This window comes from Mesorhizobium sp. M1163 (assembly GCF_040318415.1).
Taxonomy (GTDB): Bacteria; Pseudomonadota; Alphaproteobacteria; order Rhizobiales; family Rhizobiaceae; genus Mesorhizobium.
Genome location: NZ_JAMYMF010000004.1, coordinates 144437 through 167105 on the forward strand (window position 1 = coordinate 144437; position 22669 = coordinate 167105).

General features: G+C 62.7%; 17 protein-coding genes and 1 tRNA gene. 8 read left to right on the forward strand and 10 right to left on the reverse strand.

Features of this window, described 5'->3' with window-relative positions; translation table 11 throughout:
• Nucleotides 1-40: 40 nt before the first annotated feature.
• Complete coding sequence (gene fcl, locus NKH43_RS05835; protein ID WP_352481930.1) at nucleotides 41-1003, forward strand: GDP-L-fucose synthase; 963 nt, start codon at nucleotides 41-43, stop codon at nucleotides 1001-1003.
• A gap of 92 nt (nucleotides 1004-1095) precedes the next feature.
• Here the strand turns inward: fcl and NKH43_RS05840 are convergent.
• Nucleotides 1096-1170 (reverse strand) — tRNA-Val (locus NKH43_RS05840).
• Nucleotides 1171-1274: 104 nt separating this feature from the next.
• Nucleotides 1275-1637 (reverse strand): cell cycle two-component system response regulator CpdR, encoded by a 363-nt coding sequence (gene cpdR / locus NKH43_RS05845; RefSeq protein WP_006199474.1) that lies wholly within the window; start codon nucleotides 1635-1637, stop codon nucleotides 1275-1277.
• A gap of 153 nt (nucleotides 1638-1790) precedes the next feature.
• On the opposite strand from cpdR, the gene NKH43_RS05850 reads away from it, so the two are divergent.
• Both NKH43_RS05850 and hisN read left to right on the forward strand, forming a co-directional pair.
• Nucleotides 1791-2732: an N-formylglutamate amidohydrolase gene (locus tag NKH43_RS05850; protein WP_352481931.1), complete on the forward strand. Its 942-nt coding sequence runs from the start codon at nucleotides 1791-1793 to the stop codon at nucleotides 2730-2732.
• 357 nt (nucleotides 2733-3089) lie between these two features.
• The gene (hisN, locus tag NKH43_RS05855) at nucleotides 3090-3863 is read left to right on the forward strand and encodes a histidinol-phosphatase (protein ID WP_352856981.1); all 774 of its coding nucleotides are present in this window, start codon (nucleotides 3090-3092) and stop codon (nucleotides 3861-3863) included.
• Nucleotides 3864-4014: 151 nt separating this feature from the next.
• Here the strand turns inward: hisN and NKH43_RS05860 are convergent, their stop codons facing one another.
• Together NKH43_RS05860 and NKH43_RS05865 are read right to left on the reverse strand one after the other, a co-directional pair.
• Complete coding sequence (locus NKH43_RS05860; protein WP_352815566.1) at nucleotides 4015-4473, reverse strand: styrene oxide isomerase; 459 nt, start codon at nucleotides 4471-4473, stop codon at nucleotides 4015-4017.
• 144 nt (nucleotides 4474-4617) lie between these two features.
• Complete coding sequence (locus NKH43_RS05865; protein ID WP_352856983.1) at nucleotides 4618-5592, reverse strand: alpha/beta fold hydrolase; 975 nt, start codon at nucleotides 5590-5592, stop codon at nucleotides 4618-4620.
• Nucleotides 5593-6068: 476 nt separating this feature from the next.
• Here NKH43_RS05865 and NKH43_RS05870 point away from each other — a divergent pair, with 476 nt between their 5' ends.
• Nucleotides 6069-6533, forward strand: coding sequence for an Hsp20 family protein (locus tag NKH43_RS05870; protein ID WP_352494702.1), 465 nt, complete (start codon nucleotides 6069-6071; stop codon nucleotides 6531-6533).
• A 93-nt stretch (nucleotides 6534-6626) separates the two neighbouring features.
• Here NKH43_RS05870 and NKH43_RS05875 read toward each other — a convergent pair whose 3' ends face one another.
• Nucleotides 6627-7679 (reverse strand): threonine aldolase family protein, encoded by a 1053-nt coding sequence (locus tag NKH43_RS05875; RefSeq protein WP_352790804.1) that lies wholly within the window; start codon nucleotides 7677-7679, stop codon nucleotides 6627-6629.
• 476 nt (nucleotides 7680-8155) lie between these two features.
• On the opposite strand from NKH43_RS05875, the gene gltB reads away from it, so the two are divergent.
• Entirely contained in the window at nucleotides 8156-12886 is a 4731-nt protein-coding gene (gene gltB / locus NKH43_RS05880; RefSeq protein WP_352494704.1) for a glutamate synthase large subunit, read from the forward strand.
• Nucleotides 12887-13029: 143 nt separating this feature from the next.
• Nucleotides 13030-14484, forward strand: coding sequence for a glutamate synthase subunit beta (locus NKH43_RS05885; RefSeq protein ID WP_352465855.1), 1455 nt, complete (start codon nucleotides 13030-13032; stop codon nucleotides 14482-14484).
• 36 nt (nucleotides 14485-14520) lie between these two features.
• On the opposite strand, the gene NKH43_RS05890 is transcribed toward NKH43_RS05885, so the two are convergent.
• Together NKH43_RS05890 and NKH43_RS05895 are read right to left on the reverse strand one after the other, a co-directional pair.
• Nucleotides 14521-15771 (reverse strand): SGNH/GDSL hydrolase family protein, encoded by a 1251-nt coding sequence (locus tag NKH43_RS05890; RefSeq protein WP_352494705.1) that lies wholly within the window; start codon nucleotides 15769-15771, stop codon nucleotides 14521-14523.
• A gap of 26 nt (nucleotides 15772-15797) precedes the next feature.
• The gene (locus tag NKH43_RS05895) at nucleotides 15798-17024 is read right to left on the reverse strand and encodes a lytic murein transglycosylase (protein WP_023719093.1); all 1227 of its coding nucleotides are present in this window, start codon (nucleotides 17022-17024) and stop codon (nucleotides 15798-15800) included.
• Between the two features lie 207 nt (nucleotides 17025-17231).
• Here NKH43_RS05895 and galU point away from each other — a divergent pair, with 207 nt between their 5' ends.
• Nucleotides 17232-18137, forward strand: coding sequence for a UTP--glucose-1-phosphate uridylyltransferase GalU (gene galU / locus NKH43_RS05900; RefSeq protein WP_023719094.1), 906 nt, complete (start codon nucleotides 17232-17234; stop codon nucleotides 18135-18137).
• Between the two features lie 129 nt (nucleotides 18138-18266).
• On the opposite strand, the gene NKH43_RS05905 is transcribed toward galU, so the two are convergent.
• Nucleotides 18267-20018 carry an outer membrane beta-barrel protein gene (locus NKH43_RS05905; RefSeq protein WP_352856986.1) on the reverse strand — a complete coding sequence of 584 codons (1752 nt, stop codon included), beginning with the start codon at nucleotides 20016-20018 and terminating at the stop codon, nucleotides 18267-18269.
• A 149-nt stretch (nucleotides 20019-20167) separates the two neighbouring features.
• Between NKH43_RS05905 and NKH43_RS05910 the strand changes: the two genes are divergently transcribed.
• Nucleotides 20168-21169 carry a KpsF/GutQ family sugar-phosphate isomerase gene (locus NKH43_RS05910; protein ID WP_352857105.1) on the forward strand — a complete coding sequence of 334 codons (1002 nt, stop codon included), beginning with the start codon at nucleotides 20168-20170 and terminating at the stop codon, nucleotides 21167-21169.
• A gap of 7 nt (nucleotides 21170-21176) precedes the next feature.
• Here the strand turns inward: NKH43_RS05910 and NKH43_RS05915 are convergent, their stop codons facing one another.
• Together NKH43_RS05915 and NKH43_RS05920 are read right to left on the reverse strand one after the other, a co-directional pair.
• Entirely contained in the window at nucleotides 21177-21641 is a 465-nt protein-coding gene (locus NKH43_RS05915; protein ID WP_352856988.1) for an NfeD family protein, read from the reverse strand.
• Nucleotides 21642-21645: 4 nt separating this feature from the next.
• Nucleotides 21646-22593, reverse strand: a complete 948-nt coding sequence (locus NKH43_RS05920; protein WP_023719098.1) for an SPFH domain-containing protein — start codon at nucleotides 22591-22593, stop codon at nucleotides 21646-21648.
• Nucleotides 22594-22669: the final 76 nt, after the last annotated feature.

Genomic DNA, 22669 nt, shown 5'->3' on the forward strand with positions numbered 1-22669 from the left:
GCCAACTGGCATAGCTGCCGTTCTGCATTGGGGTGAGCTGATGACCTTCGACCTTCAGGGCAAGCGCGTTTTCGTGGCCGGACATCGCGGCATGGTCGGCTCGGCCATCCTGCGCAGATTGGCCGACGAAGATTGCGAGGTCCTGACCGCCTCGCGCGCCGAGCTCGATCTTCTCGATCAGGCCGGGGTGCGGCGCTGGATGGCCGACCGCAAGCCGGATGCAGTGGTGATGGCAGCGGCCAAGGTCGGCGGTATCCTGGCCAACGACAGGCTTCCGGTCGATTTTCTGCAGGACAACCTCGTCATGCAGAACAATGTCATCGACAGCGCCTTCCGTAACGAGGTGCAGAAGCTGCTGTTTCTCGGTTCATCCTGCATCTATCCCAAATTCGCGGCGCAGCCGATCTCCGAGGACGCCTTGCTGAGCGGCCCGCTCGAACCCACCAACGAATGGTATGCGATCGCCAAGATCGCCGGACTGAAACTGTGCCAGGCCTACCGGCGCCAATACGGTGTCGACTACATCTCGGCGATGCCGACCAATCTCTACGGCCCGGGCGACAATTTCGACCTCAATTCCAGCCATGTCGTGCCCGCTCTGATGCGCAAGGCGCACGAGGCCAGGCGCGCCGGCCGCAAGAGCCTGGAGGTGTGGGGATCGGGCACGCCGATGCGCGAATTCCTGCATGTCGACGACGCCGCCGACGCCCTGGTCTGGCTGTTGAAGAATTATGCCGGCGACAGCCACATCAATGTCGGCTCTGGGGAAGACATCACCATTGCCGACCTTGCCCGCACCATCGTGTCGGTCGCCGGCGCCGATGCCACGATCACATTCGATCCGACAAAGCCGGACGGCACGCCGCGCAAGCTGATGGACGTATCGCGCCTGTTCGCCACCGGCTGGCGCCCGCGCTACTCGCTGCGCAGCGGATTGGAACAGACCTATGCGTGGTTTCTGGAGCACGTCGAGACTGGCGATCTTCGCCTCGGCGCGGCCTGAGGTCGGTATTGGCGAGCTCGGCGTCAGGATCGGATCAGGCCGAGAACGTCAGCCGATGAAAACACCGACGGCCGATTGAGGGATTGTCTGGATGGTGGGCGTGACAGGGATTGAACCTGTGACCCCTGCAATGTCAATGCAGTGCTCTCCCGCTGAGCTACACGCCCATCCGAAGCCGCGCATACACCATTTTTGGTTCTGCACGTCAATAGCGGGAAAAGGGAAAGAATGGCTGGCTTGCCGGGCCGGTCAGGACGGGACAAAAAGCGCGTCAGGCGGCCTGCAGCATCTTTTCGACTTCGTTGACGAGGTCGCGCAGGTGGAACGGCTTCGACAGCACCTTGGCGTCTTTCGGCGCCTTCGAATCGGGGTTCAGCGCGACGGCGGCAAAGCCGGTTATGAACATCACCTTGAGGTCGGGGTCGATCTCGGTGGCGCGGCGGGCGAGTTCGATGCCATCCATCTCCGGCATGACTATGTCGGTCAAAAGCAGCGAAAAAGGTTCCTCGCGCAACCGCTCATAGGCGCTGGCACCATTGTCGAAATCGCTGACCTGATAGCCGGCGCGCTCCAGCGCCTTGACGAGGAACCGGCGCATGTCGTCGTCGTCTTCCGCCAGCAGAATGCGTGCCATCTTGTCCCGTCCGAATCACCCAACCGACAATGCCGTGCGGCAAGCCCGTTAACCATGCTGTATATGAGGAGGTGACGGTAAACATCAAGTGAACGTTGGGCGCACAATCCTGATTTGGCTAGCGCTTCGGCGGCTGGACATGCGGGCGGCGAGGTGGCACTTTCCTATCATGATGCATTGGTATTTCCGGGTTCGTTCAAATTGAAAACGGCAGCCGAGGATTTTTCGGTCGTTCCACCCTTCGAAATCCGATCGGGCGCCGAACAGCGCGTTCCCTTCCTCTTCAACTCGCCGCATAGCGGCCGCTACTATCCGGACCGGTTCATGGCGATGGCCAAGCTGGACCGCAACGCCATCCGCCGCTCCGAGGACTGCTATGTCGAGGAATTGTTCGGCGGTGCCGTCGCGCTCGGGGCGCCGATGCTGGCGGCAAACTTCCCGCGCGCCTATCTCGACGTCAACCGGGAGCCGTGGGAACTCGACCCGCGCATGTTCGCCGAACCGGTGCCGTCCTTCTGCAACATCCGCTCGGCGCGGGTGGCCGGCGGGCTCGGCACCGTGCCCAAGCTGGTCGGCGAGGGGCTCGACATCTATTCCGGCCGCTTGCCGCTGGCAGAAGCCGTGGCGCGCATCGAAGCGGTCTACAAGCCCTATCACGAGACGCTGAAGCGGCTCTTGACCAGAACGCATGCGCGCTTCGGCTACGCCGTGCTGATAGACTGCCACTCGATGCCGGCAAGCATAAGAGTTGGCGACAGCGGATTGCGGCCGGATTTCATCGTCGGCGACCGTTTCGGCATCTCGGCCGCGGCGGCGTTGACCGAGACGGCGATCGGCCTGCTCACCGGCATGGGCTACAGCGTTGCCCACAACAAGCCCTATGCCGGAGGCTTCATTACCGAGCACTATGGCCGGCCCGTGCGCCATCTGCATGCTCTGCAGATCGAGGTCAATCGCGGGCTCTACATGAATGAGCGGACGTTCCAGAGATCAGCTGGTTTCGACGCGTTGGCCGACGACCTGGCGCGGTTTTCGGCCGAACTGATGGCAATGCCGGATCATCATTTCGTCGATCTGCCGCTGGCCGCCGAATAGCGGCCGGAATCGCGGCATTCGCCGCTCATGTGGCAGCGTAAAAAGCGTAAAAAAAGACCGCATCGTTTGCACGACACGGTCGAAGTCTAGGGAGGAAACGCCCAAGGAGGGCATGGACAGGAACCCCTGTCCGAGAACAAACGTATTGTGCGCTGCACAAATGTCAAGGCACGTTCCGGCTTTTTAATTCACTGTGAAGTGGAAATTGCATTTCCATGATGACTGCGTTGCATTCGAGCAACAGTTGGCCTCGTGCGAAAGGCTCCGAATGCCCTTGTTTCGGTACAAAACGCCCTTGTTTCGGCACAAATCCGTAGGCAAACCGGCATCTCAAACATGCTGGAGCGGGAGAATCAGTTGGACATCAGCATCGAGTTCATGCGGCGCATTGCGCGTGCCGCCGCAGCCGAGACCTTGCCGCGCTTCCGCAATCAGGGCGCGGTCGCCAACAAGGAGCACGGCAGCTTCGACCCGGTCACCGAGGCCGACCGTGAGGCCGAGCGCGCCATCCGGGCGCTGATCAACGAGCAATACCCCGATCACGGAATTCTCGGCGAGGAACATGGCAGCGAAAACATCTCCAGCCGGCATGTCTGGGTGATCGATCCGATCGATGGCACACGCGCCTTTATTTCCGGCCTGCCGGTATGGGGCACGCTGGTCGGGCTGACGGTCGACGGCGATGCCGTCGCCGGCATGATGTCGCAGCCCTTCACCGGCGAGCTGTTCTACGCCAATGCCTCCGGCTCGCATTATGAGGGCCCGGGCGGCCCGCGAAGACTCACGACGCGCAAGACCACGAACCTCGCCGAGGCGACGCTGTTCACCACCACGCCGGCGCTGTTCAAGGGAGACGCGCGCTTGCGCTACGACTTGTTCGAGCAACAGGTCCAGCTCGCCCGCTACGGCACCGACTGCTATGCCTTCGCCATGGTGGCGGCAGGCAGCGTCGATATCGTCGCCGATCCGGGATTGAAGCCCTACGACATCGTTGCGCTTATCCCGATCATCGAGAAGGCAGGCGGCGTCGTCACCACTTTCGAGGGCGGACCGGCGGAAAAGGGCGGCGACATCCTGGCGGCGGCGACGCCGGAGCTGCACGCAGCAGCGATGGCGGCGCTGCGCGGCTGAGGATCCGTATACCCAAGCGTCTGTTTTGCGCAAATCCGACGGAAACCGTGGTACGGTTCTAAAGCGCGTCGGGTTTGAATCGACTCATGGGAGACGCGCTCGTTTGGATGTCGTTATCGCAAAACCGCTGCGCACTTTTGCGGGGCATGCATTAGCTATCGGCAGGCCAAGCGTCCGAGAGACGCAGGCCCCACAAAATGAGCACGAAAGAGATGAGGCCGGTCGGCGCAGATGAATACGCCACGCCTTTGATGACTGTTTCCTGAAAGGCACTTCCGTGGAAGGCTCCGGCCGCCAACGGCATTGTCTCGTTGCCGGCCCCCCAGGCGCTGGCGATCACGTAGGCGGCCAGGATCGCCAAAGCCGAATAGATCAGCAGCCAGAACGCAATCCGCGACATCGCCGCGCCGAGATTGAGCCTAGACCATGCGAGGCCTAGCGCCAGCAACAGAACGCCCTCCAGGGCGCTGAGCGTGTGCGCGGACAGTCCGAGCCGCGGTGCGGCGAGGTACGGTATTGCAAACCCTTCGAATGACGAAAACAGCAGCAGCGCGACGCCAATCTGCAGTAGCCGATGCCCCTGACGTGACAGCGTGTTCGATGCGTTCATGGTCGTTTTTCTCCCGGTCTCTGCCGAATTGCCGCCAATCTCTTTGGCCGCTACCTAGCGCTCGATGCCTGAACGGGAATAAGGGGCAAGCTGCGCCGGGCAAGCAACCCGCGCAGGCTTTGTTGCCGGGCGCTGGCGAAGCGGTTAAACAGCGTCGCCGGTTCCTGGGATGAAAGCATCGAATGCCGCAAGCAGTTGCTCGCGATAGAGGTCGGCCTCCTGCAGGATCTCGTGGCGAGCGCCGTCGATCATCACTAGCGAGCCGACGCGCAGACGTCTTGCATAGGCTTCGACTGCCCTGGTCGAGACGACCTGGTCGGCGCCGGCGGCGATCATCAGCAAGGGCACCTGGATCTTGGCCATGAAATCCGGGTCGCTGACGATCAAGGACGCCTCCGTGGCCGCCTTCAGCCAGCAGATCGTCGGTCCGCCGAGCGCCAGCTGCGGATAGGTTTCGTAGATCAGCGTGTTGCGCCGATAGCGTTCCGGGTCGCTGGTCAGCTTGTTTATGGCGAAGGGCACCGGTTCCTTCGGCCGCGGCCCCCATGCGGCATAGAGCCGGCCAAGGCCGAGAAGGCAGAACAGCGAACAGATGCCGCGAACGGTTTTTACCGAAACCGGGAGGTCAGGCACGGTGAAGAATGGTGCGATCAGCACCATGCGACGTACGCGGTTCGCCATTGAGGGTGCGGCGAGCAGCGCAATCACCGCCCCGGCCGAATGGGCCAGTATGTAGTAGGGTCCCCGGCAATCGGGCAGCACGATCTCTTCGAAGAACTGCTCGAGATCGCCGGTATAGTCGAAAAAGCTTCGGACGTAGCCGCGCTGGCGATCGCCGATCATCCGGTCGGAAGCGCCTTGGCCGCGCCAGTCGAGGGTCGCCACGCCAAAACCCCGGTCGGCAAGGTTGCGAATGGTCTCGAAATACTTCTCGATGCACTCGTTGCGGCCGGTCAGGACGACGACGGTGCCCTTCATCGGGCGGGCAACCGCGGCAAACAGCCCATAGCGGATCTTCTTGCCGTCGCGCGTGGTGAAGAAGCCGCCGGCCGCGTTTTCCGGCAGCGGATTGCCTGGAGTTTCGTAGAACAGGGAGGGCTGGGGGAACAGATCGGTCATACGGTGTTTGCTTGGCGTCGGTGACGGCGTGGGCGCAAGTCAGGCATAAACGCCCATGCGCCAAAAGCAAAGGAATTCGGGACGCCGGGGACGTTGACCCAGGCAGCGAACAAGTAAGGCCGGAAGCAACCTAGGGCGTGCTTCCGGCCTCTGTCGACCCGGGAGGAAGGGACGTTACACCCGGTTCGGCCTCGTCGTGTCGCCTTCTCAGGCGACCTGTTTCTGATCTCGAGAACAGTTTTAATGCCGTCTGGCTGAACGCTCGCCGAAGCCACGGTTCATCTGCCGTTCATCGGCATCGGGACGTGATCAGGGGCCGATGCGGTTCGGACGCGGGCAAATCTTGAAATGCCGTCGCCCGCTTCCCAAATTTGTTATGCGGCCGCCAATGTCGGGGCCGCTGGCCCATCCGGAACGCCGTCACGGGTTTCGCACTGGCCATACGCAAACCTTGTTGCTCAACAGGAGAACACACCATGCGTCACGTTGATTTTTCCCCGCTCTACCGTTCGACCGTCGGTTTTGACCGGCTGTTCACCATGCTCGATTCGCTTGCGCAGCCGGAAGGCCAAACCTATCCGCCTTACAACATCGAGCGCACCGGCGAGGACGCCTATCGCATCTCGATGGCTGTGGCCGGCTTCTCGGAAGATGAGATTTCGATCGAAGCTCACCGCAATGTGCTGACCGTCAAGGGTGAGCGCAAGGAGGAAGCCAATGGCGAAGGCTCCGAACTGCTCTATCGCGGTATCGCCAGCCGAGCCTTCGAGCGCCGCTTCCAGCTTGCCGATCACGTCGAGGTTGTCGGCGCCGCGCTGAAGAACGGCCTGCTTTTTGTCGACCTCAAGCGCAACATCCCCGAAGAGCTGAAGCCGCGCAAGATCGCGATCACCTCGGCTCCGGCCAAGGCCAAGCAGATCGAGGCCAAGACCGCCGCCTAAATCGGGCAGCTAAACTCCCCGGGACGCCAACTCCCCGGGAAAAAGGGGCGGTGCAGCAAATGCGCCGCCCCTTTTTGCTGGTGGTAAGACTTGCTATCCGGCGAGCAGGTAGCCGAAACGGTCGACCTCGTCGGCCGTGGTCGCGAAGCTGGTGACGAAGCGATAGAGAGCTTCGTCCTCGCCGACATGGTTGTCGTAGCCGAGCGGCCTATGCCAGTCGTGGAACACGGCGCCTGCTGCTTGCACTCTTTCGGCCTCGGCCTTTTTCATGACCGCGAAGACCTCGTTCGCCTGCGGTAGCCAGGCCAGCCGGGCTGAAGGGGAATCTTCGATCGCCGCGGCTAGGCGTGCCGCCATCGCATTGGCGTGCCGTGCCGTGTCGAGCCATAGCCCACCCCTGAAATAAGCATCGAATTGCGCGGCGATGAAGCGCGATTTCGAGAACAGTTGGGCGGCGCGCTTGCGCAAAAACGCCAATTCCTTGGCTCGCTCGAGGTCGAACAGCACGATCGCCTCGGCGCACCAGCAGCCATTCTTGGTGCCGCCGAAGGAAAGGATGTCGACGCCGTGCTTCCAGGTCATTTCCGCCGGCGTCGTTCCCAGCGCGACGAGCGCATTGGCAAAGCGGGCCCCGTCCATGTGCAGCGGCAATCCGTGCTGCTTTGCAATCGCCGAAATCCTGGCGATTTCGTTCAGCGTGTACACGGTGCCGACCTCGGTCGATTGGGTGATCGAAACCGCCATCGGCCGCCCGGAATGGACGTTTTCGGGTGCGAAACGGTCCACTGCCCGTTCCAGATCGCCGGCATCGATCTTGCCGAGTGCGCCGTCGATTGTATAAAGCCGCGAACCGCCGGTGAAATATTCCGGTGCACCGCATTCGTCCTCGATGACATGCGATTCGCGATGGCAGAAGGAAATGCCGCCTGGCTTGTTGTAGGTAGTCAGCGACAGCGAATTGGCAGCGGTGCCGGTGGCCACGAAAAACACCGCGACCTCGCATTCGAAGATTTCACTGAAGCGCTGGTAAACGGCCTTGTCGAGGACGCCGTCGCCATAGGCGGTGGAGAAGCCGTCGGTATGGGCCGACAGGCCGGCAGCGATACGGGGATGGGCGCCTGCCCAATTGTCGGAAGCGAAAATCATGCGTCTGCCTATGCTGGGAAAATTGGTGCGAGCTTGGCCGCTTTCGCATGCCGGCCGCAAGTGGCAGATGCCGAAAATCCGCTAAAGCCAGCGAAAGCCAGACCGTAGATGCAGCGACTGAAGGTTACGCTGTCGCCGCGTTCCGCGCAATTTTCTGTCGCCAACGCTCCAATAATTTTGTGAATCGGTCTTGTATGCGCTTAAGATTTCTGTCATAAAAATTTAGGACAGTAGTGCTGTCTTATTTTGTCGCACAAAACTGGCCGCATTGGCATATGATTGCGCCTCTACGGCCATTGCCGCGAGCGACAGCTAGACAGCCTGGCTCTGGCCTGTACGAATACCATATGCGAACCATGCGGAAAGCCGCACGGTCGGCAAGAATTTCGCCAGACGTGCCGCAAGATTGAAAGGGGAGCCACGCGCTTCCCGACGGAAACCAGCGCCCGAAAGGGACGGAACGGAGGACAGGACGAATGACGGACATGACGCCATCTGCGACGAAGGCCGCGCAGACGAAAGCGGCAGTCGTCAAAAATCCGTCCCTGACCAATATTGGGCGAACCAGCACCGGCTATGCCGCGCACGGCCTCTACGATCCGCGCAACGAGCATGATGCCTGCGGCGTCGGCTTCATCGTCAACATGAAGGGCGTGAAGTCGCATCAGATCGTCGAGGACGGCCTTGCCGTGCTCGAAAACCTGACGCATCGCGGGGCCGTCGGCGCCGATCCGCTGGCCGGCGATGGCGCCGGCGTGCTGGTGCAGCTTCCAGACCGTTTCTTCCGCGAAGAGATGGCAGCCCAGGGCATCGAACTGCCGCCGGCCGGTCAGTACGGTGTCGGACACTGGTTCATGCCGCAGGATGCAGCACTTCGTGCTCACATCGAGGACATCATTGCCGAATCGGCGCAGTCCGAGGGGCTTCCGCTCATCGGTTTCCGTGATGTGCCCGTCGACAATTCGTCCTTGTCGACGGCGCCTGATATCGTGGCGTCCGAGCCGTTCCATCGTCAGATATTCATCGGCCGTACAGCCGACATTCTTGACGACGAGGAGTACGAGGCCAGGCTCTATCTGTTGCGCAAGGTGATATCGGGCCGCATCTACGCCGAGAACGACAACAAGGACATCGGTTCCTACTGCGTGTCGCTGTCGGCGCGCACCATCGTCTACAAGGGCATGTTCCTGGCCTACCAGGTCGGCGCCTATTACAAGGACCTCACCGATCCGCGCTTCGAAACCGCGCTGATCCTGGTCCACCAGCGCTTCTCGACCAACACGTTCCCGTCGTGGAAGCTGGCGCATCCCTACCGCATGGTCGCGCACAATGGCGAGATCAACACCGTGCGCGGCAACAACAACTGGATGGCGGCGCGACAGGCGTCCGTCGATTCCGAACTGTTCGGCAACAACATCTCGAAGCTTTGGCCAATCTCCTACGACGGCCAGTCAGACACCGCCTGCTTCGACAATGCGCTCGAGTTCCTGTTCCAGGGCGGGTACAGCCTCAGCCACGCCATGATGATGCTGATCCCGGAAGCCTGGGCCGGCAACAAGCTCATGGATGCCGACCGCAAGGCTTTCTATGAATACCATGCCGCGCTGATGGAGCCGTGGGACGGACCGGCGGCGGTGGTCTTTACCGATGGCCGCCAGATCGGCGCCACGCTCGACCGCAACGGTCTGCGCCCGGCACGCTACATCGTCACCGACGATGACCGCGTCATCATGGCCTCGGAAGCCGGCGTGCTGCCGGTGCCGGAGGAGAGGATTGTCAAGAAGTGGCGGCTGCAGCCCGGCCGTATGCTTCTGATCGACCTCGAGAAGGGCCGCATCGTCTCTGACGAGGAGCTCAAGTCGGAGATTGCGACCAGGCATCCGTACAAGAGCTGGCTCGCCAACACGCAGCTCATCCTCGAAGACCTGAAGCCGGTCGAGCCGCGCGAATTGCGCAGGGATGTCAGCCTGCTCGATCGCCAGCAGGCGTTCGGCTACAGCCAGGAAGACACCAAGCTGTTGATGTCGCCGATGGCGACCACTGGCCAGGAAGCCGTGGGATCGATGGGCACCGACACGCCGATCTCGGCGATGTCGGACAAGTCGAAGCTGCTCTACACCTATTTCAAGCAGAACTTTGCTCAGGTCACCAACCCGCCGATCGACCCAATCCGCGAGGAGTTGGTGATGAGCCTGGTGTCCTTCATCGGGCCGCGGCCCAACATCTTCGACCTGGTTGGCAATTCGCGCCGCAAGCGGCTCGAGGTGCGCCAGCCGATCCTGACCAATGGCGATCTCGAAAAGATCCGCTCCATCGGCCACACCGAGGACCGGTTCGACACCAAGACGATCGACATTACCTATGGCTCGAACGAGGGCGCAGCGGGCATGCAGGGTGCCATCGACCGCTTGTGTGAGCGGGCGGAGGCGGCGGTCGCCGGCGGCTACAACATCATCATCCTGTCCGACCGCCAGGTCGGGCCGGACCGGATCGCCATCCCGGCGCTTCTGGCGACAGCCGCGGTGCACCACCACCTGATCCGCAAGGGATTGCGCACTTCGGTCGGGCTGGTCGTGGAATCCGGCGAGCCGCGCGAAGTGCATCATTTCTGCTGCCTTGCCGGCTATGGCGCCGAGGCGATCAACCCTTATCTTGCCTTCGACACGCTGCTCGATATGCACAAGCGTGGCGAACTGCCGAAAGAGGTGGACGCCTACGAAGTGGTCTCCCGCTACATCAAGTCGATCGGCAAGGGCATCCTCAAGGTGATGTCCAAGATGGGCATCTCGACCTACCAGTCCTATTGCGGCGCGCAGATCTTCGACGCCATCGGGCTGAAGACCGATTTCGTGCAGCAATACTTCACCGGCACCGCGACACTGATCGAGGGCGTCGGACTGGACGAGATCGCGGCCGAGACGCTCAGCCGCCATACCGATGGTTTCGGCAACGACCCGGTGCTGCGCAACAGCCTCGAGGTGGGCGGCGAATACGTGTTCCGCATGCGCGGTGAAGCACACATCTGGTCGCCGGATGCGGTGGCCACCTTGCAGCACGCCGTGCGCCAGGGCTCGTGGGAAACGTTCAAGGACTATTCCGCCCAGATCGACAGCGAGACGGCCCGTGCCCAGACCATTCGCGGCCTGTTCAAGATCAGGCTCGCGGAAGAAACTGGGCGCAAGAAGGTTTCGCTCGACGAGGTCATGCCGGCGGCCGACATCGTCAAGCGGTTCTCGACCGGGGCGATGTCCTTCGGCTCGATCTCCAGGGAAGCGCACACGACGCTGGCGCGCGCCATGAACGCCATCGGCGGCAAGTCGAACACCGGCGAGGGCGGCGAAGAGGCCGACCGCTATCTGCCACTGCCGGGCGGCGGCAAGAACCCCGAACGCTCGGCGATCAAGCAGGTCGCCTCGGGACGCTTTGGCGTCACGGCGGAGTATCTTGTCAATTCCGACATGATGCAGATCAAGGTCGCGCAAGGGGCAAAGCCCGGCGAGGGCGGCCAGTTGCCGGGCCACAAGGTCGACGCGACCATCGCCAAAGTCAGGCATTCGACGCCGGGCGTCGGCCTGATCTCGCCGCCGCCGCATCACGATATCTATTCGATCGAGGATCTGGCGCAGCTCATCTACGACCTAAAGAACGTCAATCCGGCGGCGGACGTATCGGTCAAGCTGGTCTCGGAAGTCGGTGTCGGCACGGTTGCGGCCGGCGTCGCCAAGGCGCGTGCCGATCACATCACCATATCAGGCTATGACGGCGGCACTGGCGCTTCACCGCTGACCTCGCTCAAGCATGCCGGCAGTCCGTGGGAAATGGGCCTTGCCGAGACGCACCAGACGCTGGTGCTCAACGGCCTCAGGTCGCGCGTCGCGCTGCAGGTCGATGGCGGCCTGCGCACCGGGCGGGACGTTGTCATCGGCGCGCTGCTCGGCGCCGACGAGTTCGGTTTCTCGACCGCGCCGTTGATCGCGGCCGGCTGCATCATGATGCGCAAGTGCCATCTCAACACCTGCCCGGTCGGCGTCGCGACGCAGGACCCGGTACTGCGCAAGCGCTTCAAGGGCACGCCCGAGCACGTCATCAACTTCTTCTTCTATGTGGCGGAAGAGGTGCGGGCGCTGCTCGCCGAGATGGGCTACACCCATCTCGACCAGATCATCGGCGACACCGACCTTCTGGAAAAGCGCGAGCTGATCCAGCACTGGAAGGCGCGCGGGCTCGACTTCAGCAAGATGTTCTACAAGCCGGATGCGCCGCACGAGGCGGTGCACTGGACCGAGCGGCAGAAGCATCCGATCGACGACGTGCTCGACCGCAAGCTGATCGAACTGGCAAAGCCGGCGCTCGAAGCCAGGCAGCCAGTCAGCATCGAACTGCCGATCCGCAACGTCGACCGTTCGACCGGCGCCATGCTGTCGGGTGAAGTGGCAAAGCGCTTCAAGCACAAGGGCCTGCGCGAGGACACGATCTCGGTCAAGCTCACCGGCACGGCCGGCCAGTCCTTCGCCGCCTTCCTGGCGCGCGGCGTCTCGTTCGAACTGGTAGGCGCGGCCAACGACTATGTCGGCAAGGGCCTGTCGGGCGGCCGCATCGTCATCCGTCCGCCGGAGAACACGAAAATCGTTGCTGCCGAGTCCATTATTGTCGGCAATACCGTGCTCTACGGCGCGACCGAGGGCGAGGCCTATTTCTGCGGCGTCGCCGGCGAGCGTTTTGCCGTGCGCAATTCGGGCGTCGCCGCCGTCGTCGAAGGCGTCGGCGACCATGGCTGCGAATACATGACCGGCGGTATCGTCGTCGTCATCGGCCAGACCGGTCGCAACTTCGCCGCCGGCATGTCGGGCGGCGTCGCCTATGTGCTCGACGAGGCGGGCGATTTCGCCGAACGCTGCAACATGGCGATGGTCGAGCTGGAGCCGGTTCCGGAAGAGGACGACCTGATGGAAAAGCTGCTCCACCATGGCGGCGATCTCGACCACAAGGGCCGTGTCGACGTATCCGGCGATATGACCAGCCATGACGAGGAGCGGCTCTACCAGCTGATCTCCAACCACGTCCACTACACGGGCTCGGTACGAGGTCGCGAGATCCTCGACGATTGGGCGATTTTCCGGCCGAAATTCCGGAAGATCATGCCGGTCGAATACCGCCGCGCGCTGATCGAGATGGAACGTATGCGCATGAACGTGGCGGCGGAATAGATTTGGAAATTGCCGGGAAGCCATGCGTCCCGGCAACCATCTTCATCAACAATCCTGACCTCGGACTGAAGGTTGCCACGGCTGCCTTATGAGGTTAACGGGCGCGTCGCCAGGCGTGCCTTCCGGACAGCAGGGACTGGACTATGGGCAAGGTAACAGGGTTTCTCGAGATCGATCGGCAGGTGCACAAGTACCAGCCGGCTTCCGACCGCATCCGGCATTTCCGCGAGTTCACGCTGCCGATGTCGGATAAGGAGGTCGAGAAACAGGCGGCGCGCTGCATGGATTGCGGCATTCCGTATTGCCATGGACCGACCGGCTGCCCGATCCACAACCAGATCCCGGACTGGAACGACCTCGTCTACAATGGCGACTGGGACAACGCGATCCGCAACCTGCATTCGACCAACAATTTTCCGGAATTCACCGGCCGCATCTGTCCGGCACCTTGCGAGGAAGCCTGCACGCTGAACCTCGAGGACATTCCGGTCGCCATCAAGACGATCGAGCAGGCGATTGCCGACAAGGCCTATGAAACCGGCCATATCCGGCCCTATCCGCCGGAACGGAAGACCGGCAAGCGCGTCGCGATCATCGGCTCGGGGCCGGCCGGCATGGCGGCCGCCCAGCAACTCGGCCGCGCCGGCCATGACGTTCACGTCTATGAGCGCGAGAGCCGGCCGGGCGGGCTGATGCGCTACGGCATCCCCGACTTCAAGATCGAGAAGCATTATATCGACCGGCGCATCGAGCAGATGCAGGGCGAGGGTGTCAGCTTCCATTGCGGCGTCAATGTCGGCGTCGACAAGCCGGTCGCCGAACTGCTCGCCGAATACGACGCGGTGCTCTATTGCGGCGGTTCCGAAACGCCGCGCCCGGCCAACATCCCGGGCGACGATCTCGACGGCGTGCACGACGCGATGCCCTATCTGGTGCAGCAGAACAAGCGCATCGGCGGCGAGCCGATCCAGTCGGTGGCATGGCCGTCGCGCCCGATCGTCGCCGGCGGCCAGCATGTCGTCGTCGTCGGCGGCGGCGACACTGCCTCCGACTGCGTCGGTACCGCCTTCCGCCAGGGCGCGGTGCGCGTCACCCAGCTCGACATCCGGCCGCAGCCGCCGGAAAAGGAAGACAAGCTGTCGGTCTGGCCCTACTGGGCGACCAAGATGCGCACCTCATCCTCGCAGGCCGAAGGCGCCGAGCGCGAATTCCAGGTGGCGACGCTTGAATTCATCGGCGAAGACGGCCAGCTGACCGGGGTCAAATGCTGCGAGGTCGACGAAAAGCGCAAGCCGATCGCCGGCACCGAATTCGTCATCCGCGCCGATCTCGCGTTCATCGCCATCGGCTTTGCCGGGCCGGCCGCTCGAGGGCCGGTGTCGGAACTCGACGGGCAGATGACGATCGTCACCGACAGCCGCCGTTCGAAGAACGTCGAGGCCAATGACCGCGATTACAGAACCAGCGTCGAAAGGCTCTATGCGGCTGGCGACGTGCGGCGCGGCCAGTCGCTGGTCGTCTGGGCAATCCGCGAGGGCCGCCAGGCGGCGCGCGCCATCGATGAGGCTCTGATGGGATCGAGCGTGCTGCCGCGCTGAGTCCGTTCCGAAACTCTACAGAAAGAGTCGCCGGTTTTACTGCCGGATCGCCGTCGTCGTGTCGGATGCAGCAGCCGCAGTCGCAGGTTGTATCTTGGGCGGCCACGAGAAATCGTCGGCGCGGCCGGGCGAGGCGTCGGTCGCCTTGCCCTCGACGATCAGCTTTTCGCCGGGCAAATTCTTGTCCGCCTTTGCCGGCGGGGCGGCGCCGAGAAGTTCCGAGCCGCCGTCCAGCGCCGGATCGCTGAGCAGCATCGGCACAGTGCGATCGGCGGCTATCGGTGCGGCAGCAGGTGCCGGCGCCTCGACGGGAGCGCCGGCCGGGGCAGAAGCTGTGACCACGCTTCCCGGAGCGGCCAGCCCAAGGATCTTCATCAGCGGCTTTTCGGTGTAGAAGGCGAGCTTGCGCTTGCCGGCCTTCGACATGTTGATGCCGTCGTCGGAGCGCAGGCGCACCGATTGGCCGTTTATGTCCGGTCCGCTGGTGATAAAGGCGCCGTTCTCGTCGACGAACCCGTCCCAGACATCGACGAATTCGCCGCCGTGGCTTTCGGCGGACGAGCGGTAGATGTCGTTGAAGGCCAGCATGTCGGAGGTCATTTTCGAGACCCGGAAGGCCGGCATGCCAACCCACAGATACGGCACCTTGGCTGAAGCGATGGCTTTGCCGAGCGCTTCGGTCCGGCGCTCGTACTCCTTGGTCCAGTTTTCGGATCGCGGCTGCTCACGCACATCGCCGACGCGCATCTGCTGACGGTCGTTCGATCCGAGCATGACGACGACGGCTGCCGGTTTTTCGGCAGCGATCAGCGACTTGACCTGTTCGGGCCAGTTGTAGACATCGTCGCGCACGAAGCCGGACGAGCCGTTGGCGCGGACGACAATCCTGACGCCGGTGTTTTCGGCAAAGGCGGCGTCGAGCCCCTCAGCCAGTCCAGACGCCATGAAATCGCCGACCACCAGAACGACGCGCGCATCGGGCGCCTTCTCGGCCACCGGGGTTGTCGGCTCGGCCGGCGCCGGCCGGCGAACGGAGCGGGGCTTCCTCAGCTTGGGTCTGGGCTTTGTTCTCTGGAATTCTCTCGGGAATTCGGGCGGCGGCTGCTCAAACCGCTCGCTTCTGCGCGGAAACAACAGGTCGCGCAGCGACCAGCCACGACTTTCCGGCTCCTGCGCCATGGCCGAGGTATGAAAGGCGCTGGCCGCGCCGACTGCCAGAACGACGATCGCCAGAACGAGGATCGGCACGCGACGAACGATCAACCGGATGCGCGCAGCCGAAACCAATCACCCTCTCCATCCCGTAACCGGCTCTAGTTTTGCCTGAGCCATTTGAGCACTTCCTTGCTCGGATACCCGTCCTGGGTCAAGCCGGCCTTTGCCTGGAAGGCCATGATGGCGGTTTTCGATCCGTCACCGATCTTCCCATCGAACTTGCCGTCGTAATAGCCGTGCTCGGAAAGTCGCTTCTGAAGCTCCTGCCTTTCCTCGAAGGAGAGCTTGGTAAACGGTCGCTTCCAGTCCTGCACAAGCCCGCCATAGCCGGCGATTTCGTCGGCAAGAAGGCCCACGGCGAGCGCATATTTGTCGGCATTGTTGTAGCGCTTGATGACCGAGAAATTCTTGATCATCAGGAAAGCCGGCCCGCCCCGGCCACCGGGCAGCTTCAACGTCGCCTTGTCCCCACCGTTCTTGAACGGCTTGCCGTTGGCACGGGTGACGCCAAGCGCCTGCCATTGCGACAGCGACTTCGAGCCCCCGGGCAGCTTCTTGCCGTCCGGAAGGCTGACCTCATAACCCCAGGTCTTGCCTGCCTGCCAGCCGTTCTTCCTCAGCAAATTGGCGGCTGTCGCCAGTGCGTCGGGAATCGAATTCCAGATGTCGCGCTTGCCGTTGCCGTCCATATCGACCGCATAGGACAGGTAGCTGGTGGGGATGAACTGGGTATGACCCATCGCGCCGGCCCAAGAGCCGCTGAGATGGCTTTCGTCGATGTCGCCGGTCTGCAGGATCTTCAGCGCCGCGATCAGCTGGGTGCGGGCAAATTTCGCGCGCTTCGGGTCGGCATAACCAAGCGTCGCCAGCGAGCGCACGACATTGCGCATGATGTCATCGCGCTTGAGGGTTTCGCCGTAGTTCGACTCCATCGACCAGATGGCCAGCAGGATGTAGCGGTCGACGCCGTATCTTGCCTCGATCCTGTCCAGCCACGGCTTCCATTTCCTTGCCATCTGCTGGCCGACGGCGACCGACTGGTCATGGACGCGGTTGTCGAAATAATCCCAGGCGGGTGCGGTGAATTCGGGTTGAGTACGGGCCTTTTCCAGCACCATCGGATCAGCATCGCTGATGCCCTTGAATGCCTGGTCGTAGACGGAGCCGGAAACGCCGCTCGCCACGGCGGTAGCACGGAAGCTGGCGACCCATTGGCGGAAGCCGGCATCGGCAAAAGCCGGCCCGCTGGGCATAAGCAAGGCAAGCGAGAGGCTGGCGGCCGTCAGGACGCTGGTGAAGCGCCTTGCGACGTTGCGAACGGACATCTTTTCCTCCTTCTTTATCTCAGGAAGACTATTCATCGCCGAACCCGGTTAGCATTTGGTTTACCATAGGTGCCGTCCGGGATGAAAAGATGCGTCGACGCTTTACCAGCTGAGATTTCTGTCCCGTCGTTCAGTAATGCTCGATTTCGGCATGAAAATGTCTCGAATCGGGATTGCCGAACCGGCATGCAAATGGATAATTGGCACATGAAGAGAGTTCGCAAGGCAGTATTCCCGGTTGCCGGTCTCGGCACGCGCTTTCTCCCCGCCACCAAGGCCATTCCCAAGGAAATGCTGACGGTCGTCGACAGGCCGGTCATCCAGTATGTGGTCGATGAGGCGCGCGAAGCCGGGATCGAGCATTTCATCTTCGTGACCGGCCGCAACAAGGCGGTTATCGAGGATCACTTCGATGTCCAGTTCGAGCTCTACGACACGCTTGCGCAGCGCGGCAAGGATGATCAGCTCGCCCGCTTGCAGCGGCTGCAGCCGGCGCCGGGGCAGACCAGCTTCACCCGCCAGCAGGTGCCGCTCGGCCTTGGCCACGCCGTCTGGTGCGCGCGCGAGCTTGTCGGCGACGAGCCCTTTGCGCTGCTGTTGCCCGACATGATCATGCAGTCGGAAAAAAGCTGCATGAAGGACATGGTCGAGCTTTACGCCGAGACCGGCAACAACATCGTCGCCGTGCAGGAATGCGATCCCGCCGAGGCGCACAAATACGGCATTGTCGGCCGCGGCGAGGACGCCCATCACGGTTTCAGCATCACCGGCATGGTGGAAAAGCCGAAGACCGGCACCGCGCCGTCGAACCTCTTCATCAACGGGCGCTATATCCTGCAGCCGGAGATATTCAAGATACTCGAAGGCCAGGAAAAAGGCGCCGGCAACGAGATCCAGCTCACCGATGCAATGCTGAAGCTGCAGAAGCAACAGCCCTTCTACGGCTACCACTACCGCGGGCGGACGTTCGACTGCGGCTCGCCCGAAGGCTTCGTCGAGGCCAACGTTGCCTTCGCACTGTGGCGCAGCGACATGAATGCAAGCATGGCCGGTGTCATTCGCACGCTTCTCGACGAACTCGCGCCGTCAGAACGCCGCGGCGTAGCCTTCTAGCTTCAACACCGGTTCGCGCTGACTGGCTAAAGTGCGCCGCATTCGACCAGCCTTATGCGATGCGCTTTAGGTTCTTGTTTTATGCATGTCGTTATCGCAAAACCGCTGCACACTTTTGCGCGACATGCATTAGCGCTGCAACTTCAAGCCGACGAAGATACTGTTGGCCGTGTAGTCGCGTCCAACCAGGTTGCTGGTCAGTTTTTCAGTCCTGACGCGGGTGGTGAGCCCGGCATAGCGGTTCAGCCACCATGTCAGCCCAGCCTCGGCGCTCAGCGTCAAATCATGATCGTCGGAGCCGGTATAGTCGCGCCATTCAACGCCGAGAGCGGCATTTCCGGTCAGGTTGGCGCGGATTTGCCGCTCTCCGGTGAGGCTGCCGGAATAGAGCATATCGCCGCTTTCGCCCGCGTTCGTCGTGTTCTCGGCGGTCGTCTGTGCGGTGAGGCCGATCGTGGTGCCGCGTTCCGGCGACCATTTGAGATCGGCATTAACTGTCGCGCCCGAAATCGCCGGCAGGGCGTCGTCGTCGATAGCTTCGCGCAGCCAGCCGACCGAGAACTCGCCGGTAAGCTTCTCGCGGAGATCGAGCTCGACGCCGGCCCGTGCGCCAAGCCGCGTCGAGGAGCGCTGGAAGCCGTTTGGATCGACGCGCAAATCATAAGCGCGCCGGCCGACCTCGATTTCGGTGAACGGAGTGATGGCAGGCGAGATCTCGTAGCCGGTGCGCAAAATGGCCGTATAGAGCGTCGAGTCGCGGCCCTTCTGCGACAGCGATCCCCCCGACGAAAGCTTGACGTCACCAAAGATGTCGTGCTCGACCGCGCCGGTCAGCGCGAAGCGCATCTTTCCCGCATCCTTCTCGACGGCGAGGCTGCCGCTCACGGTCTGGCGCACCGGCTGCCCAACGGCGCCGACGATGGCGTCCGGCGCCGAGGCCGATTCGGGCACGGCCTCGTAGCCAAGTTTGGCGATGGCGCGCAGATCATTGTCGAGATCGATGTTGAGCGTGCCGTCGACGCGGCCTTGCGCCTCGTGAACGTCATAGCCGGACAACGTCTCGCGGAAGATGCCATAGCCCTCAACCGTCGCCGAATTCTCCCGCCAGTCGGAGACGGCGTTGAAGCGCAGCGTCGTTTCCGACAGCAATGCCGGCTTGCCGAGGCTGCTCGAATCGGCGTTTGTTGAATACGTCAGGCCTTGCTCGAGCGTCGGCCGGATCACGAAGGAGCCGAGGGTGATGCCGGTGGCGGCGAATGGGTCGTCCTCGTTCTTCTTGTCATGGCCTTCGATGGCTTCGGTGCGCTCGGCGCCGGGGTCGAGCTTGAGCCTTTCGGCGGAATCGATGGTCACCGCACGGCGGTTGGCCGTATCCTGCTCGTCTATGGCGGCGGTGTCGGTGTCGTCGGTCGTCGGCGTCGCTGCAGTCGCAGTGGCGCCTCTCTTGCTCTTCTTGTTGTCCACGGCCTCATCTTTGGCCTTGCCTTCTTCGACGGCGCGTTGCGTTGCGCTCGGCCGCCGTCGTGGCGGCGGAGCAGGGTCGGCAAACGGGTCGTCGCTGGCCGCTGGTGGATCGAAAGTGCCGCCGGTTGTGGCCGCCGCCTCGCCCGTGCCGTCGTCAGGCAAGGCCCCCGGGCTGGCCGGACGATAGGTAGGCAGCGGCGTATCGTCGTTGGCGGTTGCAGCAGCCATGCCCAACTGCCTGATCCTGTACTGCTGGTCGTCCAGGATTGTCGATTCCGAAACCTCACCGCGCAGCTCGGTTTCCTGTGCGCAAAGCAGTGCCGGACGCGACAACGCAAGGACACTGGTTGCCAGCAGCAAAGCGCAAACCGCCTTGCCCTTTCGTCCTATTTTGTTTTGAGGCTGAAACCCGGACATCGGCACCACTGCTTGCGCGGCGCACGCGCGCCATACTTACGAAACCGTAAATGGGGATGGTTAACGGAGCGTTGAGGGATCGCCCGCAAGGTGTTCTGGGCGGCAATTCCGTTGGACAGGCGCGCGCCGAAGCGCTAATCGCATCGTCCATGGACGTGAAATCCCCAGACAGGAAGCCGCTCGACGAGCAGGCCGCGATTGCCTCGGCGCTGAGAACGGTGGCGACAGAGCAGGCCGGCGTCGCGGCACTGGCAGACGCGCTCGAAAACGGGCTGGCCGAGCCGTTCGCACGGGCAGTCGACATGGTGTCGCAGATCGATGGCCGCGTTATCGTCACCGGGGTCGGCAAAAGCGGCCATATCGGCTCGAAGATCGCCGCAACGCTCGCTTCGACCGGCACGCCGGCCTTCTTCGTCCACCCTGCCGAAGCCAATCACGGCGACCTCGGCATGATCGCTCGGAACGACGCCATCATCGCCCTGTCGTGGTCGGGGGAAAGCCTCGAGCTCAAGGGCATCATCGCCTATTCCAGGCGCTTCTCGATCCCGCTGGTCGCGGTCACCGCCGGCGAAAAATCGGATCTGGCGCGTGCGGCCGACGTGGTGCTTCTGCTGCCGCGAGCCCCGGAAGCCTGTCCGCACGGCCTTGCGCCGACGACCTCGACGCTGCTGCAAATGGTGATGGGCGATGCGCTGGCCATCGCGTTGCTCGAGGCGCGCGGCTTCACCCCGGACCATTTCCGCACGTTCCATCCCGGCGGCCAGCTCGGAGCCAACCTGACGCAGATCCGCGAGATCATGCATGTCGGCGACAGGCTGCCTCTGGTGTCGTCCGGCACCGGCATGCGCGAGGCGATCCTCGAATTGTCGCGCAAGGGGTTTGGCTGCGTGGCGGTCACTTCGGCGGACGGCAAGCTGATCGGCATCATCACCGATGGCGACATCAGGCGCCATATCGGCAGCGATCTTCTGGCCATGAGCGTGGATCAGGTGATGACCAGAGAGCCAAAAATGGCGGCGCCCGACACACTGGTTGCGACGGCGCTGCAGACGATCAACGATTCTGCCATTACCAGCCTGATGGTGGTCGAAGGCAGACGGCCGATCGGGCTCGTCCATCTGCACGACCTGCTGCGCATCGGTGCTGCCTAGCGGGCTTCTAGACTGCCTCGACCGTCAGTTCCAGGTCGGTGTCGGCGGCACCGGTCACGCGCACCTGCGTGCCGGCCGGCAGGTCAGGGCCGGAGACGCGCCACAACGTGTCGCCGAGCTTGATGCGGCCGCGCCCATCCTTGATCGGCTCGGCAAGGGTCGCCGTCCGGCCGACCATCTGCGCGCCGCGCCGGTTGAGCAGCGGCTGGTCGGTTTCCTCATGCCGCCCGCCCACCAGCCGCTTGCCGACATAGGCCGAGACCAGCGACAGTGCGAGGAAGGCGAGGACCTGGACCTGCCAGCTCCAGAAACCGGCGTCCCAGATGAGCAGCGAGACGACGCCGATCAACAGCGCGGCAATGCCGATCCACAGCATGAAAATGCCCGGCGCGACGAGCTCCATCACCAGCAGGACGAAGCCGAGGATCATCCAGCTCCACGGACCGAGTTCGGAAATGATGCGATCGAACATGGCCTCAGGTCTCGCTGGGACGAACCACGGGCGGGCGGGCCTGTCGTGCTGGACTGGCGGTGCCTTCGCCCTTGAAAACTTCCCTGGCGATTTCACCAATGCCGCCGAGCGTGCCGATCAGTGAGGAAGCCTCTATCGGCATCAGCACGAGTTTGCTGTTTGTCGCTGCACCGATCCTGGTCAGCGCTTCGGTGTATTTCAGCGCGACAAAGTAGTTGAGCGCCTGCACGTCACCCTTGGAAATCGCCTCCGACACTACCTGCGTGGCGCGTGCTTCAGCCTCGGCCGAGCGCTCGCGCGCCTCGGCATCGCGGAAGGCGGCTTCCTTGCGGCCCTCGGCCTCCAGGATCTGCGATTGTTTGAGGCCTTCGGCGGCGAGGATCTGGGCGCGCTTGTTGCGCTCGGCCATCATCTGGCGGCCCATCGATTCGACGAGATTGGCCGGCGGGTTGATGTCCTTGATCTCGACGCGGGTGATCTTGATACCCCAGGGGTGCGCGGCCTCATCAACGACGCGCAGCAGGCGCTCGTTGATGGCGTCGCGGTTCGACAACAGCTCGTCGAGGTCCATCGAGCCCATCACGGTGCGGATGTTGGTCATCGTCAAATTGAGGATAGCGTTCTGCAGGCCGGCGACCTGGTAGGCGGCCTGCGCCGCGTTGAGCACCTGATAGAAGGCAACGCCGTCGACGGCCACGGTGGCGTTGTCGCGGGTGATGATCTCCTGGGTCGGAACGTCGAGCACCTGCTCCATCATGTTCATCTTGGCGCCGATACGGTCGACGAAGGGCACGATGAGGTTGAGGCCCGGGCTCAATGTCTTGGTGTAACGGCCAAAGCGTTCGACGGTATAATTGTAGCCTTGCGGAATTGTCCGGATGCCCTTGAAAAGCACCAGCACGACAAGGGCGACAAGAACAAGAAGCGCAATATCGAAACCACTGAAACCCATTTTGGCTCTCCCCTCAAAGGCCATGTTGGACATTGCCACGCGGCCGATTCCACCAAACACTTAAGTGTGTTTCAGC

Excerpts from the sequence above, each read along its gene's own strand:
- NKH43_RS05915 (WP_352856988.1), bottom strand. The coding sequence starts at position 21,641 with ATGTTCGATCGCATCATTTCCGAACTCGGTCCGTGGAGCTGGATGATC.
- NKH43_RS05885 (WP_352465855.1), top strand. The coding sequence starts at position 13,030 with ATGGGCAAGGTAACAGGGTTTCTCGAGATCGATCGGCAGGTGCACAAG.
- NKH43_RS05905 (WP_352856986.1), bottom strand. The coding sequence starts at position 20,018 with ATGTCCGGGTTTCAGCCTCAAAACAAAATAGGACGAAAGGGCAAGGCG.
- gltB (WP_352494704.1), top strand. The coding sequence starts at position 8,156 with ATGACGGACATGACGCCATCTGCGACGAAGGCCGCGCAGACGAAAGCG.
- NKH43_RS05920 (WP_023719098.1), bottom strand. The coding sequence starts at position 22,593 with ATGGGTTTCAGTGGTTTCGATATTGCGCTTCTTGTTCTTGTCGCCCTT.
- NKH43_RS05860 (WP_352815566.1), bottom strand. The coding sequence starts at position 4,473 with ATGAACGCATCGAACACGCTGTCACGTCAGGGGCATCGGCTACTGCAG.
- NKH43_RS05870 (WP_352494702.1), top strand. The coding sequence starts at position 6,069 with ATGCGTCACGTTGATTTTTCCCCGCTCTACCGTTCGACCGTCGGTTTT.
- fcl (WP_352481930.1), top strand. The coding sequence starts at position 41 with ATGACCTTCGACCTTCAGGGCAAGCGCGTTTTCGTGGCCGGACATCGC.
- galU (WP_023719094.1), top strand. The coding sequence starts at position 17,232 with ATGAAGAGAGTTCGCAAGGCAGTATTCCCGGTTGCCGGTCTCGGCACG.
- NKH43_RS05865 (WP_352856983.1), bottom strand. The coding sequence starts at position 5,592 with ATGACCGATCTGTTCCCCCAGCCCTCCCTGTTCTACGAAACTCCAGGC.
- NKH43_RS05895 (WP_023719093.1), bottom strand. The coding sequence starts at position 17,024 with ATGTCCGTTCGCAACGTCGCAAGGCGCTTCACCAGCGTCCTGACGGCC.
- NKH43_RS05875 (WP_352790804.1), bottom strand. The coding sequence starts at position 7,679 with ATGATTTTCGCTTCCGACAATTGGGCAGGCGCCCATCCCCGTATCGCT.
- NKH43_RS05910 (WP_352857105.1), top strand. The coding sequence starts at position 20,168 with ATGGACGTGAAATCCCCAGACAGGAAGCCGCTCGACGAGCAGGCCGCG.
- cpdR (WP_006199474.1), bottom strand. The coding sequence starts at position 1,637 with ATGGCACGCATTCTGCTGGCGGAAGACGACGACGACATGCGCCGGTTC.